This is a genomic window from Methylorubrum sp. Q1, from assembly GCF_004683995.1.
In the GTDB taxonomy this organism is placed as follows: domain Bacteria; phylum Pseudomonadota; class Alphaproteobacteria; order Rhizobiales; family Beijerinckiaceae; genus Methylobacterium.
In genome coordinates this window covers 131,912-147,447 of sequence record NZ_SRHQ01000008.1, presented here as the reverse complement: position 1 = coordinate 147,447, position 15,536 = coordinate 131,912, and the positions used below count along the sequence as shown (strand labels likewise).

11 protein-coding genes are annotated in these 15,536 nt (G+C 69.4%); 6 read left to right on the top strand and 5 right to left on the bottom strand.

What is annotated here, in order from left to right; translation table 11 throughout:
• Positions 1-450: 450 nt before the first annotated feature.
• From E4V01_RS10125 to E4V01_RS10115, 3 genes are all read left to right on the top strand, one after another.
• Positions 451-4,128, top strand: a complete 3,678-nt coding sequence (locus tag E4V01_RS10125; protein WP_135298260.1) for a PAS domain S-box protein — start codon at positions 451-453, stop codon at positions 4,126-4,128.
• A 152-nt stretch (positions 4,129-4,280) separates the two neighbouring features.
• On the top strand, positions 4,281-5,360 hold the full coding sequence (locus E4V01_RS10120; RefSeq protein WP_060768350.1) for a sensor histidine kinase: 1,080 nt from the start codon (positions 4,281-4,283) through the stop codon (positions 5,358-5,360).
• 88 nt (positions 5,361-5,448) lie between these two features.
• Positions 5,449-5,877 carry a SufE family protein gene (locus E4V01_RS10115; protein ID WP_135298259.1) on the top strand — a complete coding sequence of 143 codons (429 nt, stop codon included), beginning with the start codon at positions 5,449-5,451 and terminating at the stop codon, positions 5,875-5,877.
• A gap of 34 nt (positions 5,878-5,911) precedes the next feature.
• On the opposite strand, the gene E4V01_RS10110 is transcribed toward E4V01_RS10115, so the two are convergent.
• The 3 genes from E4V01_RS10110 to E4V01_RS10100 form a co-directional block, all read right to left on the bottom strand.
• On the bottom strand, positions 5,912-6,736 hold the full coding sequence (locus tag E4V01_RS10110) for a DUF6456 domain-containing protein (RefSeq protein ID WP_245517492.1): 825 nt from the start codon (positions 6,734-6,736) through the stop codon (positions 5,912-5,914).
• 136 nt (positions 6,737-6,872) lie between these two features.
• Positions 6,873-7,067 (bottom strand): hypothetical protein, encoded by a 195-nt coding sequence (locus tag E4V01_RS10105; protein ID WP_060768347.1) that lies wholly within the window; start codon positions 7,065-7,067, stop codon positions 6,873-6,875.
• A gap of 145 nt (positions 7,068-7,212) precedes the next feature.
• Positions 7,213-7,650, bottom strand: a complete 438-nt coding sequence (locus E4V01_RS10100; RefSeq protein ID WP_060772109.1) for a MucR family transcriptional regulator — start codon at positions 7,648-7,650, stop codon at positions 7,213-7,215.
• Between the two features lie 429 nt (positions 7,651-8,079).
• Between E4V01_RS10100 and E4V01_RS10095 the strand changes: the two genes are divergently transcribed.
• From E4V01_RS10095 to E4V01_RS10085, 3 genes are all read left to right on the top strand, one after another.
• Positions 8,080-10,227 carry a S9 family peptidase gene (locus tag E4V01_RS10095; protein WP_135298258.1) on the top strand — a complete coding sequence of 716 codons (2,148 nt, stop codon included), beginning with the start codon at positions 8,080-8,082 and terminating at the stop codon, positions 10,225-10,227.
• Positions 10,228-10,380: 153 nt separating this feature from the next.
• Positions 10,381-10,830, top strand: coding sequence for a hypothetical protein (locus tag E4V01_RS10090; protein ID WP_135298257.1), 450 nt, complete (start codon positions 10,381-10,383; stop codon positions 10,828-10,830).
• Between the two features lie 115 nt (positions 10,831-10,945).
• Positions 10,946-14,287 carry a hypothetical protein gene (locus E4V01_RS10085; protein ID WP_135298256.1) on the top strand — a complete coding sequence of 1,114 codons (3,342 nt, stop codon included), beginning with the start codon at positions 10,946-10,948 and terminating at the stop codon, positions 14,285-14,287.
• Between the two features lie 3 nt (positions 14,288-14,290).
• Here the strand turns inward: E4V01_RS10085 and E4V01_RS10080 are convergent, their stop codons facing one another.
• Entirely contained in the window at positions 14,291-14,692 is a 402-nt protein-coding gene (locus tag E4V01_RS10080; RefSeq protein WP_060768343.1) for a DoxX family protein, read from the bottom strand.
• A 56-nt stretch (positions 14,693-14,748) separates the two neighbouring features.
• Positions 14,749-15,510 (bottom strand): flagellar type III secretion system pore protein FliP, encoded by a 762-nt coding sequence (fliP, locus tag E4V01_RS10075; RefSeq protein WP_060768342.1) that lies wholly within the window; start codon positions 15,508-15,510, stop codon positions 14,749-14,751.
• Positions 15,511-15,536: the final 26 nt, after the last annotated feature.

Below are 15,536 nucleotides of genomic sequence, written 5' to 3'. Positions count from 1 at the left end.
TGGGCTCTCTCGCTGAGTCTGATACGGACGAGGGGTAGAATGCACGTCTCGCCGCATGAGGCAAGCACCTCGACGACATTTCATGAGCCGAACGGCTGATTACGATCGATCGAACTTATTGCGATGCAAAAAAGGACTGAGTTTCGTGCGGGATGATGCAGGTTCCATCTTCGGCAATGCAACGAATACCGCATTTGTTGTATTTCATGTCCATCATGCCGGGACCGCCTGCCACGTGTCCGTTTCCGATCGAACGTTCATCGAGCTCGTCTCGACGCGATCCGCAGTGATCCGTCGCAATGATTCGGAGCACCGCCATCACAAGCCGTCCATGAATCGGCCCGCCGCAACGGACATATCCGCGAAGGCGTCCTCGCTGTCCCATCGATCCGCCGCCGCCGTGCCCGCCCGCGCTCCGGATCGGGTCCAAAGCCGGTGGAGGGTCGTTCGATGAGCCGAATCGTCGCTGGCGAGGGCCTGCCGGCGTCCCTGCGCTTCCTTGACGAGGGCGGGCAGACGGGCCGCGAGATCCTGGCGCATCCCTGGTCGGACACGCCGCTCGGTCCGCTGGAAGACTGGCCGGTTTCCCTCCGCACGACCCTGGCGACGATGCTGGCCTGCCCGGCCGCGATGTTCCTCGCTTGGGGGCCCGAGGGGATTTCCTTCTTCAACGACGCCTACCGGCCGGTCTTCGGCGACCGCTTGCCCCGGGCACTCGGTGCGCGCTTTCGCGAGATCTGGGCCGACCTGTGGGAGGATATCGGCCCCTTGGTCGATGCCGCTCTGCGCGGGCAAAGCGTCGCCCAGCGCAACCTGCCGCTCCTCATGGATCGCTACGGTGTGCCCGAGCAGAGCTGGTGGAGCTTCACCTATTCGCCGGTGCGCGACGATGCGGGCCGGATCAACGGCATGATCTACGTCACGGCGGAAACGACGGCCGAGGTGCTGGCCGAGCGCGCACGCCGCCGCAGCGACGAGCGCCTGGAGATGGCGCTCTCGGCCGGAGGCAGCGTCGGCGTCTGGGACTGGGACGTGACGACCGATCGCGTCACCGCCGATCCGCGCTTTGCCGCGCTCTACGGCGTCGATCCGGAGATGGCGGCGGCCGGGGCACCCATCGCCGCATTCTTTACACGGGTGCACCCCGACGACTTGCCAAGCCTGAGAGCGAGCATCGGGGCCGTGCTCGGCACGGGGGGGCAGTTCGATGCGGAGTACCGCCTCCTCCAGGGGGATGGCAGCATCCGCTGGGTCGCCGCGCAGGGTCGCTGCACCCTCGGCGAGGACGGGACGCCGCGCCACTTCCCCGGCGTCAGCTTCGACATCACCGAGCGCAAGCGTATCGAGCAGGCGCTCCGCGACAGCCAGGACCGCTTCCGCGGCATCATCAACTCGGTCGATCAGATGATCTGGTCGACGCGGCCCGACGGCTACCACGACTTCTATAACGAGCGATGGTACGCGTTCACCGGCGTCCCCGCCGGAACGACCGACGGCGAGGCCTGGAACGGCATGTTCCATCCCGAGGATCGTGAGCGTGCCTGGGCGGCATGGCAGCACGCCCTCGACACGGGTGAAAACTACCAGATCGAGTATCGCCTGCGGCACCGCTCCGGCCTCTACCGCTGGGTGCTCGGCCGGGCACAGCCGGTCCGCGATGCGGATGAGCGGATCGTGCGCTGGTTCGGCACCTGCACCGATATCCACGACCGTAAGCTCGCCGAAGAACGTCAAGCCTTCCTGCTCGGACTGAACGACCGGCTGAGGGAGGTGGGCGAGCCGCAGGCGGTGACGCTGGCCGCGGCCGCGACGCTCGGCGCTCATGTCGGCGTGGCGCGGGCCGGCTACGGCGAGATCGACGAGGCCGGCGAGACCGTGCGGGTCGAGCGCGACTGGACCCGCGACCCGTCGGTGCCGAGCCTCGCGGGCGCGCCGCGCATCCTCGACGGGTTCGGACCGGCGGTGATCGCGCAACTGCGGGCCGGGCTTACCCTCGTGGTAGAGGATTGCTACGCCGACCCGCGGGCCGGGCGCGGTTACGCGGCGACGTGGGATTCCATCGGCTGCCGGTCTCTCGTCGTCGTGCCGCTGATCCGTGAGGGGCGTTTACGGGCGATCCTCTACCTGCACGAGCCGCAGCCGCGGGTCTGGCGTGCCGAGGAGATCGGGCTGGTCGAGGATGTCGCCCAGCGCGTCGGCCACGCTGCCGAGCGCGCCCGCGCCGAGCAGGCCGAGCGCGCGAACGCTCGTGAACTGCGTCTGATCGCCGATTCGCTGCCGGTCCTCATTGCCCTGTTCGATGCCGACGGCGTGTGCCGCTTCGCCAATGCCGCCAGCGCCGACTGGTTCGGCGTCCCTCCGGCGGAGGCGGTCGGGCAGACGCTCGCAGCGCTGATCGGGCCGGACGCTCTCGCCGAGGCGCAACGGCGCTTCGAGAGGGCCCGCGCCGGCCGCGACGTGCGGTCCGAACGGGCCTGGCCGCGCCGGGACGGCAGCCCGCGCATCGCCGATATCCGCTACCTGCCGCGACCGATGCCGGACGGCTCGACCGACGGGGCCTACCTGTTCGTCACCGACATCTCGGACGCCAAGCGTATCGAAGCGATGCTGGAGCGCGAGGTCGGCGAGCGCACACGCGAGCGCGACCGCCTCTGGCAGACCACCAACGACCTGATGGGGACGGCCGGCCTCGACGGCCACCTCCGGAGCGTCAATCCGGCCTGGGGGCGCCTGCTCGGCTGGAGCGAGCGGGAGCTGCTCGAACGTCCGTTCCTCGATTTCATTGAGCCCGAGGACCGCTCCGGCACCGGCGCCGTGCTGGCACGGCTCGCCGGGAGCGAGCAGATCACCGATTTCGTCGATCGCATCCTCAGCAAGGACGGGCGCCGCCGGACGGTGATGTGGACGGCGGTGCCCGAGGGCGGCTGCTTCCACATCGTCGGGCGCGACATCACCGACCAGCGCCTCGCCGAGGAGCAGTTGCGGCAGGCGCAGAAGATGGAGGCGGTCGGCCAGTTGACCGGCGGCATCGCCCACGACTTCAACAACCTCCTGACGGGCATCATCGGTTCGCTCGACCTGATGCAGACCCGCATCGCCCAGGGCCGCGTCGACACCCTGGAGCGCTATGCCGGGGCGGCCCTCACCTCGGCCCACCGTGCCGCGTCGCTGACCCATCGCCTGCTCGCGTTCGCCCGGCGCCAGCCGCTCGAACAGAAGCCCGTCGATGTGAATGCGCTGCTGGCCGGCATGGAGGAGATGCTGCGGCGCGCGCTCCCCGAGCAGGTGCATCTCGACATCGTCGCGACGGAGTTCCTCTGGCTCACGCTCTGCGATCCGCACCAGCTCGAGAACGCGGTCCTCAACCTGGCCATCAACGCGCGCGACGCCATGCCGGAGGGCGGCCGGCTCGTGGTCGAGACCTGCAATGCCATTCTCGGACCCGCCGATCTGAGCCTGCATTCGGGCGCCCGCGAAGGGGCTTATGTCAGCATCCGCGTCGCCGATACGGGCCACGGCATGCCGCCGGAGGTCGCGGCCCGGGCCTTCGAGCCGTTCTTCACGACGAAGCCCCTCGGCATGGGGACCGGTCTCGGCCTGTCGATGATCTACGGGTTCGCCCGCCAATCGGAGGGGCATGCCCGGATCGCGTCCGAGCCCGGCCGGGGGACGACGGTGACGATCTACCTGCCCCGCTACGACGGCGCATTGCCGTTCGAGCACGCGTTGGCCCCGTCGCCCGAGCCGGCGCGCACGGAGCGGAACGAGACGGTCCTCGTGGTCGAGGACGAGCCGGTGGTGCGCGACCTCGTCATCGAAGTGCTGCGCGAGCTCGGCTACCGCGCGATCGAGGCACCGGACGGCCCCTCCGGCCTGGAGATCGTGCGCTCATCCGCCCGGATCGATCTTCTGGTCACCGATGTCGGCCTACCCGGCCTCAACGGGCGCCAACTCGCAGACCACGCCCGCACCCTGCGGCCCGAGCTGAGGGTGCTGTTCATGACGGGATACGCCGAGAACGCGACGTTCGGCGGGGGGCCGCTCGATCCGGACATGCAGATGATCACCAAGCCGTTTCCGGTTGAACGGCTCGCCGCGCGCATCTCTGAGATGATGGGGCTCTCGTGAGGCTTGGTCTGACCGTGGCTTGAAACGAGGGCTTTTCCGACCGACAGGACACATAGACTTGTGGAAGGCCCGGAACGGCCCAACACCGCACACGTTGACCGGCGCGAAGAGACCGTCGTTTCCAGGCTGCGGTGAGCGAACAGACGAGCGGTATGGGTGCTGACACGCCACAGGGCGGCCTTTCGGGGACTAAGGGGGCGGACACCCCGTTTGACCTCGGCGACGGCTTTCGCCGGTTCGCCGACCACGTACCGCTGATGATGTGGCGTACGGATGAGAAGGGGCGCTCGACCTATCACAATGAGTGCTGGCTTCAGTTCACCGGCCGCCCGCTCGCCGAGGAGATCGCTAACGGCTGGCGCAAAGGCGTGCATCCGGACGATTTCAAGCGGCACGCCGAAACCGTCGAGAAGGCCGTCGAGTCGCGCCTTCCCTTCACCGTGGAGTTTCGGCTGCGCCGTCACGATGGAGCCTATCGCTGGCTGCTCGATACCGGCCGCCCGCTTGAGGAGAACGGCGTCTTCCACGGCTATCTCGGCTCGTGCTTCGATATCACCGACCGGAAGAGCGCCGAGGAGCATGCCGAGCACGCCCTGGTCGAGAAGGAAACGTTGCTCGCAGAAATCTATCATCGGGTGCGCAACAACCTTCAGGTGATGGTGAGCCTGATCGGCCTCTACGGCCGCGCCGCGCCCGAGGCCTGCCGCGGAAGCTTCGATGCCCTGGGCCAGCGGGTACGTGCCATCGCGCTGGTGCAGCAGCATTTGCACGAAGCGCCGCACATCGCCTCGATCGATCTCCGCGATTATCTGCATCGGCTCGCCTCCGGCTTGGGACAGTTGCGCCGGGCCGGGCGGATCGGCGTGACGGTCGAGGGAGACGGGACGAGCTTGGTCGAGCCACGCACCGCCAATGCGCTCGGCATGATCGTGGCCGAGGTCGTCGCGGAATGCCTCGATGCCACGACGGAGACGGTGACCTGCGGCATCACCATCCGCATCAATGCCGGTGCCGGCACGCCGGTGCGCCTCTCGGTCGTGTCCGGGGCCGGAGAGGCCGCTGCGGCGGGACGCGAGGGGGTGCCGAAACTCGGCCCCCGTCTCATCGCGGCCTATGCCGCGCAGGCCGAGATCGCGGTCAGCGGCACCGCGACGCAGGCTGACCCGCTTCACCTGCAATTGCCCGAGGCCCGTGCCTACGTGCCCCCGACGCTTTCGCCCTCCCTGAGCTGACGCGATCGGCGCAGGCGGATGCCTCGCGGCCGCGGCTTGCGATCGCTATATCGGGTTCGATGTCCCGACGCTCCTGAACGCGAGTGCCATGCTTCCCGACCTCGACACCATCATCGAGAACTTCGAGATCCTCGACGACCCCATGGATCGCTACGAGTATGTGATCGAGCTCGGTAAGCTGATGCCGAAAATGCCGGAAGCGGCGAAGATCGAGGACAACCGCGTCTCCGGCTGCGAGAGCCAGGTGTGGATCGACGTCTCTCTGAAGGACGATGCGGGCCACCCGGCACTGAAGCTCGAGGGGGACAGCGATTCGCACATCGTGAAGGGCTTCGTGGCGTTGATGGTGGCGCTCTACGAAGGGAAGACGCCGGACGAGGCGATCGAGGCCGACGGCTTCGATCTGCTCAAGCGTCTCGCTTTCGGATCGCACATCACATCGAAGCGCTCGAACGGCGTGCGCGCGATGGTGGACCGCATCCGGAAGGATGCGGGCCGCCTTCGGACGCTGAACTGACCCGCCGCGATCTGACGGCGCGGGTCGAGGGACCTCAGGACGAGGCTGGCGGATGGTCCGTGTTGAGGCGCCAAGCGCGGGTGCGGGCCCGCTCCGGCCCCGTCGCCTCGCGCGCGATGCCGTAATGCTCGGCGAGCCGCCCGAGGGCGATCCGAGCCACCACCTTGGCGGATCGGGCCGGCCAGCGCCGCTCCGCCTCGATCCGCTCGATGCCTTTGAGAAAGCCGCACAGGTCGATCAGAAGCCCTGAGAGATCCGAGCCCACCGCCGCCAAAGCGAGATCCACCCGCTGGCGCGCGGCGATGACCCGGTCGGAACCCGAACTCGGATCGCGCGGGCCGCCGCCATCGACGCGCGGGGCGGTCCAATCGGTCGAGAGTTGCGGCAACATCTGCGCCGAGGCGAGGTCGTGGCGCAGCCGCTCGCCCGCCGCGAAGGCGGCGGCATCGATCATCGGCTCTCCGTCGCGTCCGCGGCGGCGTGCCATCCAGGCCAGCGGGCTCTCCGCCGTGTCGCGCACGCGTTCCCCATCGCCGGTGCCTTCCCGGACCACGGCGAGATGCTGCATCCGAAAGCTGTCCGGCCCGCCGATTTCCGCCCGCCGCAAACGCGCGCGCCCGGCGGCCCCGATGACCAGCCGGTTGCGCCGCCCGTCGTCCCGTGATGCGAGATCCGCCGCCAACAGCGCGTCGCCGGCCCGTATCGGGAAACGCCCGGCCCCCAACGACACCCCGCGTCCGCCGCAGCGCACGATCAGCGTTTCCGGCGCACTCGGATCGGGGAAGGCGTAGGCACCCTCGGGCGCCAGCGCCGCCAGCAGGCGTTCGGCCTCGCGTCCGAGACCACCAAAATTGTTCATGTTTTGTTCTTTTGACATCGTGCCACCCGAACCGGAACCGAAACGGGAGGCTAAAGGAAATTTGTCCTAATACAAGTCTTGACGGCCGTTGATGCCGCCTGTGGTTGCACCGTCACGCTGCTGGTTCGCGGCGCTTTCAGGCCTGGGACGGCTTGGTCGGCGGCTTCTTCAGGATCTCGGCGATCTCTTCCTCGGACTTGCCGCGCACCGCGTATCCCATCTGCTCGAAGCGATCGATCAGACGGTCGCTGTCGCAGGCGGAGCGGGCTGCCCACTCCGCGAGCGCTTCATTGGTCTTGGCAAGTTGTTCGGAGGGGCTGTCGTCGTTCATGGGGAGGCAATGCAGCAGAAGTTGTGCCGTTCCACGACTTTGTTGTTGATAACCCGATTCGTCAATGTCTGCCTGAACGATCTGCCGCTGCGCCGGCCCTGGACGGGCTGGCGCAGCGGGCGTCGCGTGAGGGCCCGGATAAACCTCAAGCGGCCGCGTCGTAGCCCGGCCGCACTTGGCCGAGACCGATCGCCTTGGCGAGGTCGGAGCGGGCCTTGGCATAGTTCGGCGCCACCATCGGGTAGTCGGGCGAGAGGCCCCACTTGGCGCGATACTGCTCGGGGGAGAGGTTGTATTTGGCGCGCAGGTGCCGCTTCAGCGACTTGAAGGTCCGCCCGTCTTCCAGGCAGACGAGATAGTCCGGCTGGATCGACTTCTTGACCGGCACGGCCGGCTGAAGCGTCTCCTGGACCACCGGCTGCGGCGCGGCGGCCCGGCCGGTTCCAACCTGGATCAGGGCGCCGTGGATGTTGCCGATCAGACCGGCAAGTTCGGCGGCCGGCACCGGGTTGTTGCTCACATAGGCGGCGACGATGTCGGCCGTGAGAGCGACGTAATCGACCGGGGTCTCGGTTTCGTTCATGTTCTTGATTGTCCCTTGGCGGTCCATCGCGCGCAATCGATCCGGCCCATGATCCGGTACGAAGACGGAAACGGACAGATACCTCTCGGCCTGTGCAATGGTGCCGCTTGATTTCGGTTTGGCGTGACGCCCCCGCAGTCACGGGTTCTACCTAGAACATCCAAATTAGACCTGCAAGACAGGACCGGTATGCACAACTGAACGGATCCGTCGCCATCCGGGACGTGCGCAATTTGTCGTGAATGCTCGACATCGCTTCCAGGGCGGCGGCCCGTCCGCCATGATCGCTCGTGCGTCGCGGCGAGGGCGCGACGAAGGGGCGGCTCATTTGCCAGCCTTGCGGCCACGGCCGTCGCACGGCACACCGCCAGGTATCGCACGCGATTTTTTCTCGCGTTGCCACCCAAGCGTTCCCACCGGAGTCCGGCGATGACCTTCGAGCCACCCCCCTTCGCCCTGCCGCCCGAGGCGCCCGTTGCCGAGATGCGCCCGCACGCCTTCGAACTCTTCGGCCGGCGCGTCGAAGATCCGTTCGCGTGGCTCAAGGCCGAGAACTGGCGCGCGGTGCTGAAGGACCCGTCGGCGCTGGCCCCCGACATCCGCGCCTATCTCGAGGCCGAGAACGCCTATGCCGAGGCGGCGCTGAGCGGCGCGGCCGATTTGCGCAAAACCCTCGTCGCCGAGATGCGCGGTCGCATCCGCGAGGACGATGCCTCGGTGCCCGAACCCGACGGACCCTTTGCCTATTATTCCCGCCATCGCGAGGGCGGGCAGCATCCGCTGATCTGCCGCCGTCCGCGCACCGTCCACCGCATCGCCGAGGAGCCGGAGGACGGCGAGATCGGCGAGCAGATCCTGCTCGATGGCGACCGGGAGGGGGAGGGCCTCGCCTTCTTCGAGATCGCGGGCGCTGCCCATTCCGACGACCACCGCCTGCTGGCCTGGGGCGTCGACACCAAGGGCTCGGAACTCCACACCATCCGCGTGCGCGACCTCGACACCGGGCAGGACCGCGTCGAGCAGGTCGAATCGACCGCCGGCGACGCAGTGTGGAACGCAACCGGCACCGCCTTCTTCTACGTGGCGCTGGACGAGAACCACCGTCCGGCCCGCGTGATGCGCCACCGCCTCGGCACGGATCAGGCGCAGGACACGACCGTCTACGAGGAATCCGATCCGGGCTTCTTCGTGAATATCGGCCGTACCCAGTCGGGCACCTACCTCACCGTCACCGCGAGCGACCACGAGACATCGGAGGTCTACCTGCTCGACCGCGCCGACGACGCGGGTGCGCTGGCCTGCGTCGCGCCCCGCGAGGAGCGGCTGATCTACTCGGTCGAGCACTGGGGCTCGTATCTCGTCATCCTGACGAACGCCGACGGAGCGGTGGACTTCAAGATCGTCACCTGCCCCCTCGACGTCACGGCGCGGGAGAATTGGCAGGACGCGGTACCCTACCGGCCCGGCGTGATGATCCGGCACCTGCACGTGCTCGGCAACCACCTCGTGCGGCTCGAACTCGAGAACGCCCTGCCGCGCATCGTCGTGCGCGACATGAAGGGCGAGGAGCACACCGTCTCCTTCGCCGAGGAAGCCTACTCCCTCGGGCTTCTGCCGGGCTACGAGTTCGAGACGGCGCGGATCCGCTTCAGCTACTCGTCGATGACGACGCCGGCCGAGACCTACGACTACGATTGCGTCACCCGCGCCCGCATCCTGCGCAAGCGCCAGAGCGTGCCGAGCGGCCACGAGCCGGCCGACTACGTGACCCGCCGCCTGTTCGCGACCGCGCCCGACGGGGAGAGCGTACCGATCTCGCTTCTGCACCGCCGCGGCCTCGTGCTCGACGGTTCGGCGCCGCTGCTGCTCTACGGCTACGGCTCCTACGGCACACTGATGCCGGCGGGGTTCCGCACCAACCTGCTCAGCCTCGTCGATCGCGGCTTCGTCTACGCCATCGCCCATGTCCGCGGCGGCACCGAGAAGGGCTGGAACTGGTACACGCAAGGCAAGCGCGAGAAGAAGCCCAACACCTTCACCGATTTCGTCGCCTGCGGCCGGGCGCTGATCGAGGCGGGCTACACGGCGCAGGGGCGGATCGTCGCCCATGGCGGCAGCGCGGGCGGCATGCTGATGGGGGCGGCCGCCAACCTCGCGCCGGAGCTGTTTGCCGGCATCGTCGCCGACGTGCCCTTCGTCGATGTGCTCAACACCATGCTCGACGCGGATCTGCCGCTGACACCGCCGGAATGGCCGGAATGGGGCAATCCGGCCGAGAGCGAGGAGGCCTTCAAGACGATCCTGTCCTACTCGCCCTACGACAACGTCGCCGCCAAGGCCTATCCGGCGATCCTCGCGCTCGGCGGCCTCACCGATCCGCGCGTGACCTATTGGGAGCCCGCCAAGTGGGTGGCGCGGCTGCGCGCCACCATGACCGGCGGCGGCCCGGTCCTCATGAAGATCAACATGGAGGCCGGGCATGGCGGCGCCGCCGGCCGCTTCGACCGCCTGGAGGAGGTCGGCCTGATCTACGCCTTCGCGCTGATGGCGGCGGGACGCGCGGCCAAGTCGGTCTGATCCCGGTCGGTGCCGGCCGCGACATGCGGCGCGGCCGGCGCTTCGACAAAGCTTCGCGAAGAGGGCAGAACAGCGCCCGCACCTTTGCTATGCTGGCTCGACGAAAAATAAGCTCGAAATAATAATCAAGCACGACGCCGAGGGAACGAAACGATGAAGCATCTCGCGATCGCAGCCGCGATTCTGTTCGCATGGCCGCTCGCCGCTGGGGCCGAGGCGCCGGCACCGGCCGCGCCCGAAATCGCCAAGACGTCCCCCGAAGCTGCCCCTGAGGCTGCCAACCCCGCTTCGGACGGTGCCCCGAAGGCGCCGCAGACCGCGCAGGAGCGCCAGGAGGCGAATGCCGCCAAGCTCGCCGGGCTCGTCCGCTTCGTCGGCGAATCCTGCAAGGAGGCGAAGCCCGATTACGAGCGGTTCAAGGCGGTGGTCTCCGGCATGGGCGTCGATCTCGACGCGATCTCGAAGGGCGAGTTGCTCATGCGCAGCATGGGCTACACCGAAGCCTACCGGAAGAACGTCGATGAGAGCTGCCGCAGGGCGCAGGAGATGTTCGGCGAGAAAGGCAAGGTGATCCCCGGCCTCGTCCTGCGCAAGGCCTCATAACGAAGGTTCGTCCTTAAGCGCCCGTTCACTGCGCTGGGCGAGAGTGCCGGCACGAGTGGCGTTCGGCGCCCGGCCTCCGAAGGCCGGCCGCCGGTGAGGGCGGGCGTTTCGCGCGATGGGGGGACGGGCCGGTCAGGCAAAGCGGCGTCCGGGCAGGGCTCTCCTGCGCGCCGGCTTCGCCGTCGGCCTCTGCGCCGCAGCCTCGGCGGCGGAGGCGGCCCGGCTCGTCTCGGCCAAGGGCGCGCAGCCACCGGAGGGTTTCGGCCGTATCGTCCTGACGTTCGATGAGCCCGTCTCCGTCAAGGCGCGGCTGTCGGGCGCGATCCTCGTGCTCAATTTCGGTGGGGCGGTGGGGGCCGGTCCCGAGCGGATCGCGGCGGGGATGCCGGACTACGTCACCGTGGTGCGGCGCGACCCCGACGGCTCGGCCCTGCGCCTCGCCCTGCAACGGCCCTACCGCGTCAACGTGCAGGATGCCGGCGAACAGGTCTTCATCGATCTCCTGCCGGAAAGCTGGAACGGCTTCCTGCCGCCGCTTCCCACCGAAGTCGTCGCCGACCTCGCCCGCCGGGCCGCCGCCGCCGAGGCCAGCCTGAAGGCGCGCAACCCGGCCCCTGTGCCGCGTCCGCTGACCCTCGAACTCGCCCGCACCGAAGCACGTACCCGGCTCTCGCTGCGCCTGCCGGAGGGCTCCGAGGCGGCCTTCGCCCCGAACGGCACCGGCACGCGCCTGACGCTGCCGGGGGCGTGGCGCATCGACGACCACGCCCTCCGCGGCCGCCTCGACCCGAATCTCGGCCGTGTCACCGTCGAGACGGACGCCGGCGAGGCCCGCATCGTCGCGAGCCCGGCCGAGGGCGTGAGCCTCGCCACCCAGCGTGACGAGGATGTCGTGGCGATCGATTTCGTCACCAAGCCGAAGGCAACCGAGACCGCGACCTCACCCGTTCCGCCTGCCGTGACCCCGGCAGCGGAGGCGAAGGGCGGGGCGAAGGAGGTGCCGAAGGAGGCCGCGCGGCCCGCGGCGTCGGCGGTGATGTCGCGCAAGGCCGGCTCGGGCCTCGTCTTCCCCTTCGCCCAGCGCGTGCCGGCGGCGGCGTTCGAGCGCGGCGGCATCGTCACCGTCGTCTTCGCCACGACCGAGCCGGTCGCCGTGCCGCCGCCCGGTGCCACAGGGCTCGTCGCTCTCGCGCCGCCGCTGCGGAGTGGCGGCTTCACCATCCTTCGCTTCACCGCGCCCGCGGGGCGGCTCGTCGACCTTTTGCCCGTCACCGAGCCGGCCGGATGGGAGTTGGCGGCCGGCGACGGTCTCGCCCCGAGCGAGAGCCTGATTGCTCAGCGCGTGCCGACGGCTCAGGGCCGGCTCGGCGTCAGCGTGCGGCTGCCCGAGGCCGGTCCTGCTGGCTGGCTCGATCTCGACGGCGAGCGCATCGCCGTCGTCACCACCGACGGCAGCCGGCCTGCCGGCGTGGTCAAGGCGCAGCGCTTCGTCGAGTTCGAACTCATTCCGAGCCGGCTCGGCCTCGCCGTTCTCGCCAACGCCGACGACCTGATCGTGCGGCCGGACCTCGACGGCGTGACGATCGGCCGTGACGGCGCAAGAGAGGGAGCAAGGGAGGGAGGAAGGGAGAGCCGCGACGGCGGGCTCTCGGTGTCGGGCATCTCCCGCCCCGCCGATCCGCCCGTGGGGGCGGTCACGGAGCTGGCGGTCGATCGCGACGCCTGGGAACGGGCACAGCGCGGCGACGTGCGCGCGACGCTGCGGGAGGGCCTCGCCGCCGCCGTCGAGGCCCATCGCCGCGACCGCGGCGGCGCCCGCCTCGGTCTCGCCCGAGCGATGATGGCCAACGATCTCGACGTGGAGGCGCTCGGTGCCCTGATCTCCGCTGCCGCCGAGGATGTGGTCATCGACGGTGATCGGCAGACGGCGCTGATGCGCGGTATTCTGCTCGCCCGGATCGGACGGGCCGAGGAGGCGCGCAAACTTCTCTCCGACGAGCGGCTCGCCACCAATCCGGAAGCCCGGCTCTGGCGTGGCTATGCCGACGCCCTGGCCGGCCGATGGAGCGAGGCGGCCGTCGCGCTGCGTGCCGGCGAATCGGTCTTGGAGCGCTACCCCGAATCTCTTGCATCGCTGTTCCACGCCGCCGCCGCCGAGGCCGCGGTCGAGACCGGCGACTGGGAGGCGGTCACGCGCGAAGCGATCGCCGCGAGCCGCGCCGCGACCGAATACACCCGCGACCGGCTGACCTTGCTGCGGGCGAAGATGGACGCGGCGACAGGCCGCAGCGCGGCGGCGCTGGCGGCCTACGAGACGCTGCGGAACCAAGCGCCTTGGCCACTGGCGGCGGAGGCGACCCTGCGTGCGGCCTCCCTCGGCCACACCCTCGGCAAGACGGCCCTGCCCGAGGCGATCGACCAGTTGGAGGTTCTGGCCCTGACCTGGCACGGCGGCCCGACCGAGATCGGGACGCTGGGCGCGCTCGGTGGCCTCTACGAGGAGGCCGGGCGCTGGCGCAAGATCTTCACCACCGCCCGCCGCGCCAACGCGCTGAGCCCCGAGGCGCCGATCGCTCGCGCCCTGCACGAGCGCGCCATGGCCGTGTTCGAGGATCTGTTCCTGGGCGCGCGCGGCGAGCGGCTCGGCGGCGTCGAGGCGCTGGCGCTGTATTTCGACTTCAAGGATTTCGCGCCCGCCGGCCGGCGCGCCGACGAAATCGTGCGGCGGCTGGCCGACCGCCTCGTCGCCCTCGACCTGCTCGATTCCGCCGACGAGCTGCTGCAATACCAGATCGATCACCGGCTGGAGGGCACGGCCCGTTCCTCGGTCTCGGCGCGGCTCGCCACGATCCGGCTCATGGAGGGCAAGCCGCTCCAGGCACTCCAGACGCTCGACGCGACGCACCTGCCCGAACTGCCCGAGGACGTGCGCCGCGCCCGCGCGATGCTGCGCGCCCGCGCCCTGTCGGACCTCTCCCGCACCGATCTCGCCCTGGAGACCGTCGAGGGCGAGACCGGCGCCGATGCCGAGCGTCTGCGGGCGGACATCCTGTGGGCAGCCCGGCGCTGGCGCGAGGCCGGCGAGGCCCACGAGATGATCCTCGGGCCGGCCTGGCGCTCGGGCAAACCCCTCGACGACACGGCGCGGGCCGACGTCATCCGCGCCGGCATCGCCTACGGGCTCGCGGGGGAGTCCCTCGGGCTCGAACGGCTGAAGGCGAAGTTCGCGGGGCCGATGGCCGAGAGCGCGGATGCCCGTACCTTCGCCATGCTGACGCGGCCGGACGCGCCCCGCTCCGCTGCCTTCCGCGATGCGGCCCTGCGGGCGACCAAGGCGGAGACGCTCGCCGCCTTCCTCTCGGAGTACCGCAAGCGCTACCCCGACAGCGCCGTGCCGGAACCCGGCAGCGCCGCGACGGGCAACCGCGCCGAGGCGCCGTCCCCGCCGCCGGGGTGAGGGTCAGATGCGACCGTGGCCGCGCTGCGCGTCGATGCTCCACGGGCCGGGGCCGGCGAAGGCGATGTAGAGGAAGACGAAGCAGTACAGGATCGCCGCGTCGCCGCCGTTCAGCGCCGGGAAGACGCTCTTGGGCGCATGGGCGATGAAGTAGGCGAAGGCCATCTCGCCGGAGAGGATGAAGGCCACGGGGCGGCTGAACAGGCCGATCAGCAGGAGCGCTCCGCCGACGAGTTCGATCAGGCCGGCAACCCCTGAAAGCGACATCAGCGGCGGGTTCATCGAACTCGCCGGAAAGCCAAGGATCTTCTGCGTCCCGTGCGCCATGAAGATGAGCGCGGAGACGATTCGCAGGATGCTCAGCATCCGCGGGGCCCAGCGAGTGGTGGTGGTCGTCAAATCCATGCTTCGGCGTCCTCGTGAGGCGGCCGCCACAACCTCGAATCGTATCGTGGCGGACCTCAGCCTCCGTAGCTCTGAATCAGGGAGCCCGCCACCAGCGTCCAGCCGTCGACCAGAACGAAGAAGATCAGCTTGAACGGCAGTGCGACCGTGGCGGGCGGCAGCATCATCATGCCCATCGCCATCAGCACCGAGGCGACGACGAGGTCGATGATGAGGAAGGGGATGAACAGGAGAAAGCCGATCTCGAAGGCGCGCCGCAGCTCGGAGATCATGAAGGCCGGAGTGACGATCTCCAGGCCGATCGCCTCCGGGCCTGCCGGGGCCGGCTGGCGCGCCATGTCGAGGAACAGCTTGAGGTCTTTCTCGCGCACGTTGCGCAGCATGAAGGTCTTGAACGGCGCCGAGGCCCGCTCGAACGCCTGGGACTGGCTGATCTGGCCGGCCAGCAACGGCTCGACACCGGTCCGGTAGGCCTCCCGCGCCGTCGGAGCCATCACGAAGGCGGTCAGGAACAGGGCCAGACTCACCATCACCGTGTTGGGCGGCGCCGTCTGCGTGCCGAGCGCCGAGCGCAGGATCGACAGCACCACGACGATCCGGGTGAACGAGGTCGCCATCACCAGCACGGAGGGCGCGAGCGCCAGGACCGTAATCAGCGCGACGAGCTGGAGCGCCCGTTCCGTGGTGCCGCCGGCGCCGAGATCGAGGGTGACGCTCTGCGCCCACGCCGCGCCCGCGCCGCCCACGAGCAGGAGGGCGGCCAGGACGATCGTCAGGGGGAGGGATCGCGGCACGAGTCGGCGGGGGGAGGGGATCATCGCGGGCCGCACCCTGCGGCGTGACG

Excerpts from the sequence above, each read along its gene's own strand:
- E4V01_RS10125 (WP_135298260.1), top strand. The coding sequence starts at position 451 with ATGAGCCGAATCGTCGCTGGCGAGGGCCTGCCGGCGTCCCTGCGCTTC.
- E4V01_RS10120 (WP_060768350.1), top strand. The coding sequence starts at position 4,281 with ATGGGTGCTGACACGCCACAGGGCGGCCTTTCGGGGACTAAGGGGGCG.
- E4V01_RS10115 (WP_135298259.1), top strand. The coding sequence starts at position 5,449 with ATGCTTCCCGACCTCGACACCATCATCGAGAACTTCGAGATCCTCGAC.
- E4V01_RS10110 (WP_245517492.1), bottom strand. The coding sequence starts at position 6,736 with ATGAACAATTTTGGTGGTCTCGGACGCGAGGCCGAACGCCTGCTGGCG.
- E4V01_RS10105 (WP_060768347.1), bottom strand. The coding sequence starts at position 7,067 with ATGAACGACGACAGCCCCTCCGAACAACTTGCCAAGACCAATGAAGCG.
- E4V01_RS10100 (WP_060772109.1), bottom strand. The coding sequence starts at position 7,650 with ATGAACGAAACCGAGACCCCGGTCGATTACGTCGCTCTCACGGCCGAC.
- E4V01_RS10095 (WP_135298258.1), top strand. The coding sequence starts at position 8,080 with ATGACCTTCGAGCCACCCCCCTTCGCCCTGCCGCCCGAGGCGCCCGTT.
- E4V01_RS10090 (WP_135298257.1), top strand. The coding sequence starts at position 10,381 with ATGAAGCATCTCGCGATCGCAGCCGCGATTCTGTTCGCATGGCCGCTC.
- E4V01_RS10085 (WP_135298256.1), top strand. The coding sequence starts at position 10,946 with ATGGGGGGACGGGCCGGTCAGGCAAAGCGGCGTCCGGGCAGGGCTCTC.
- E4V01_RS10080 (WP_060768343.1), bottom strand. The coding sequence starts at position 14,692 with ATGGATTTGACGACCACCACCACTCGCTGGGCCCCGCGGATGCTGAGC.
- fliP (WP_060768342.1), bottom strand. The coding sequence starts at position 15,510 with ATGATCCCCTCCCCCCGCCGACTCGTGCCGCGATCCCTCCCCCTGACG.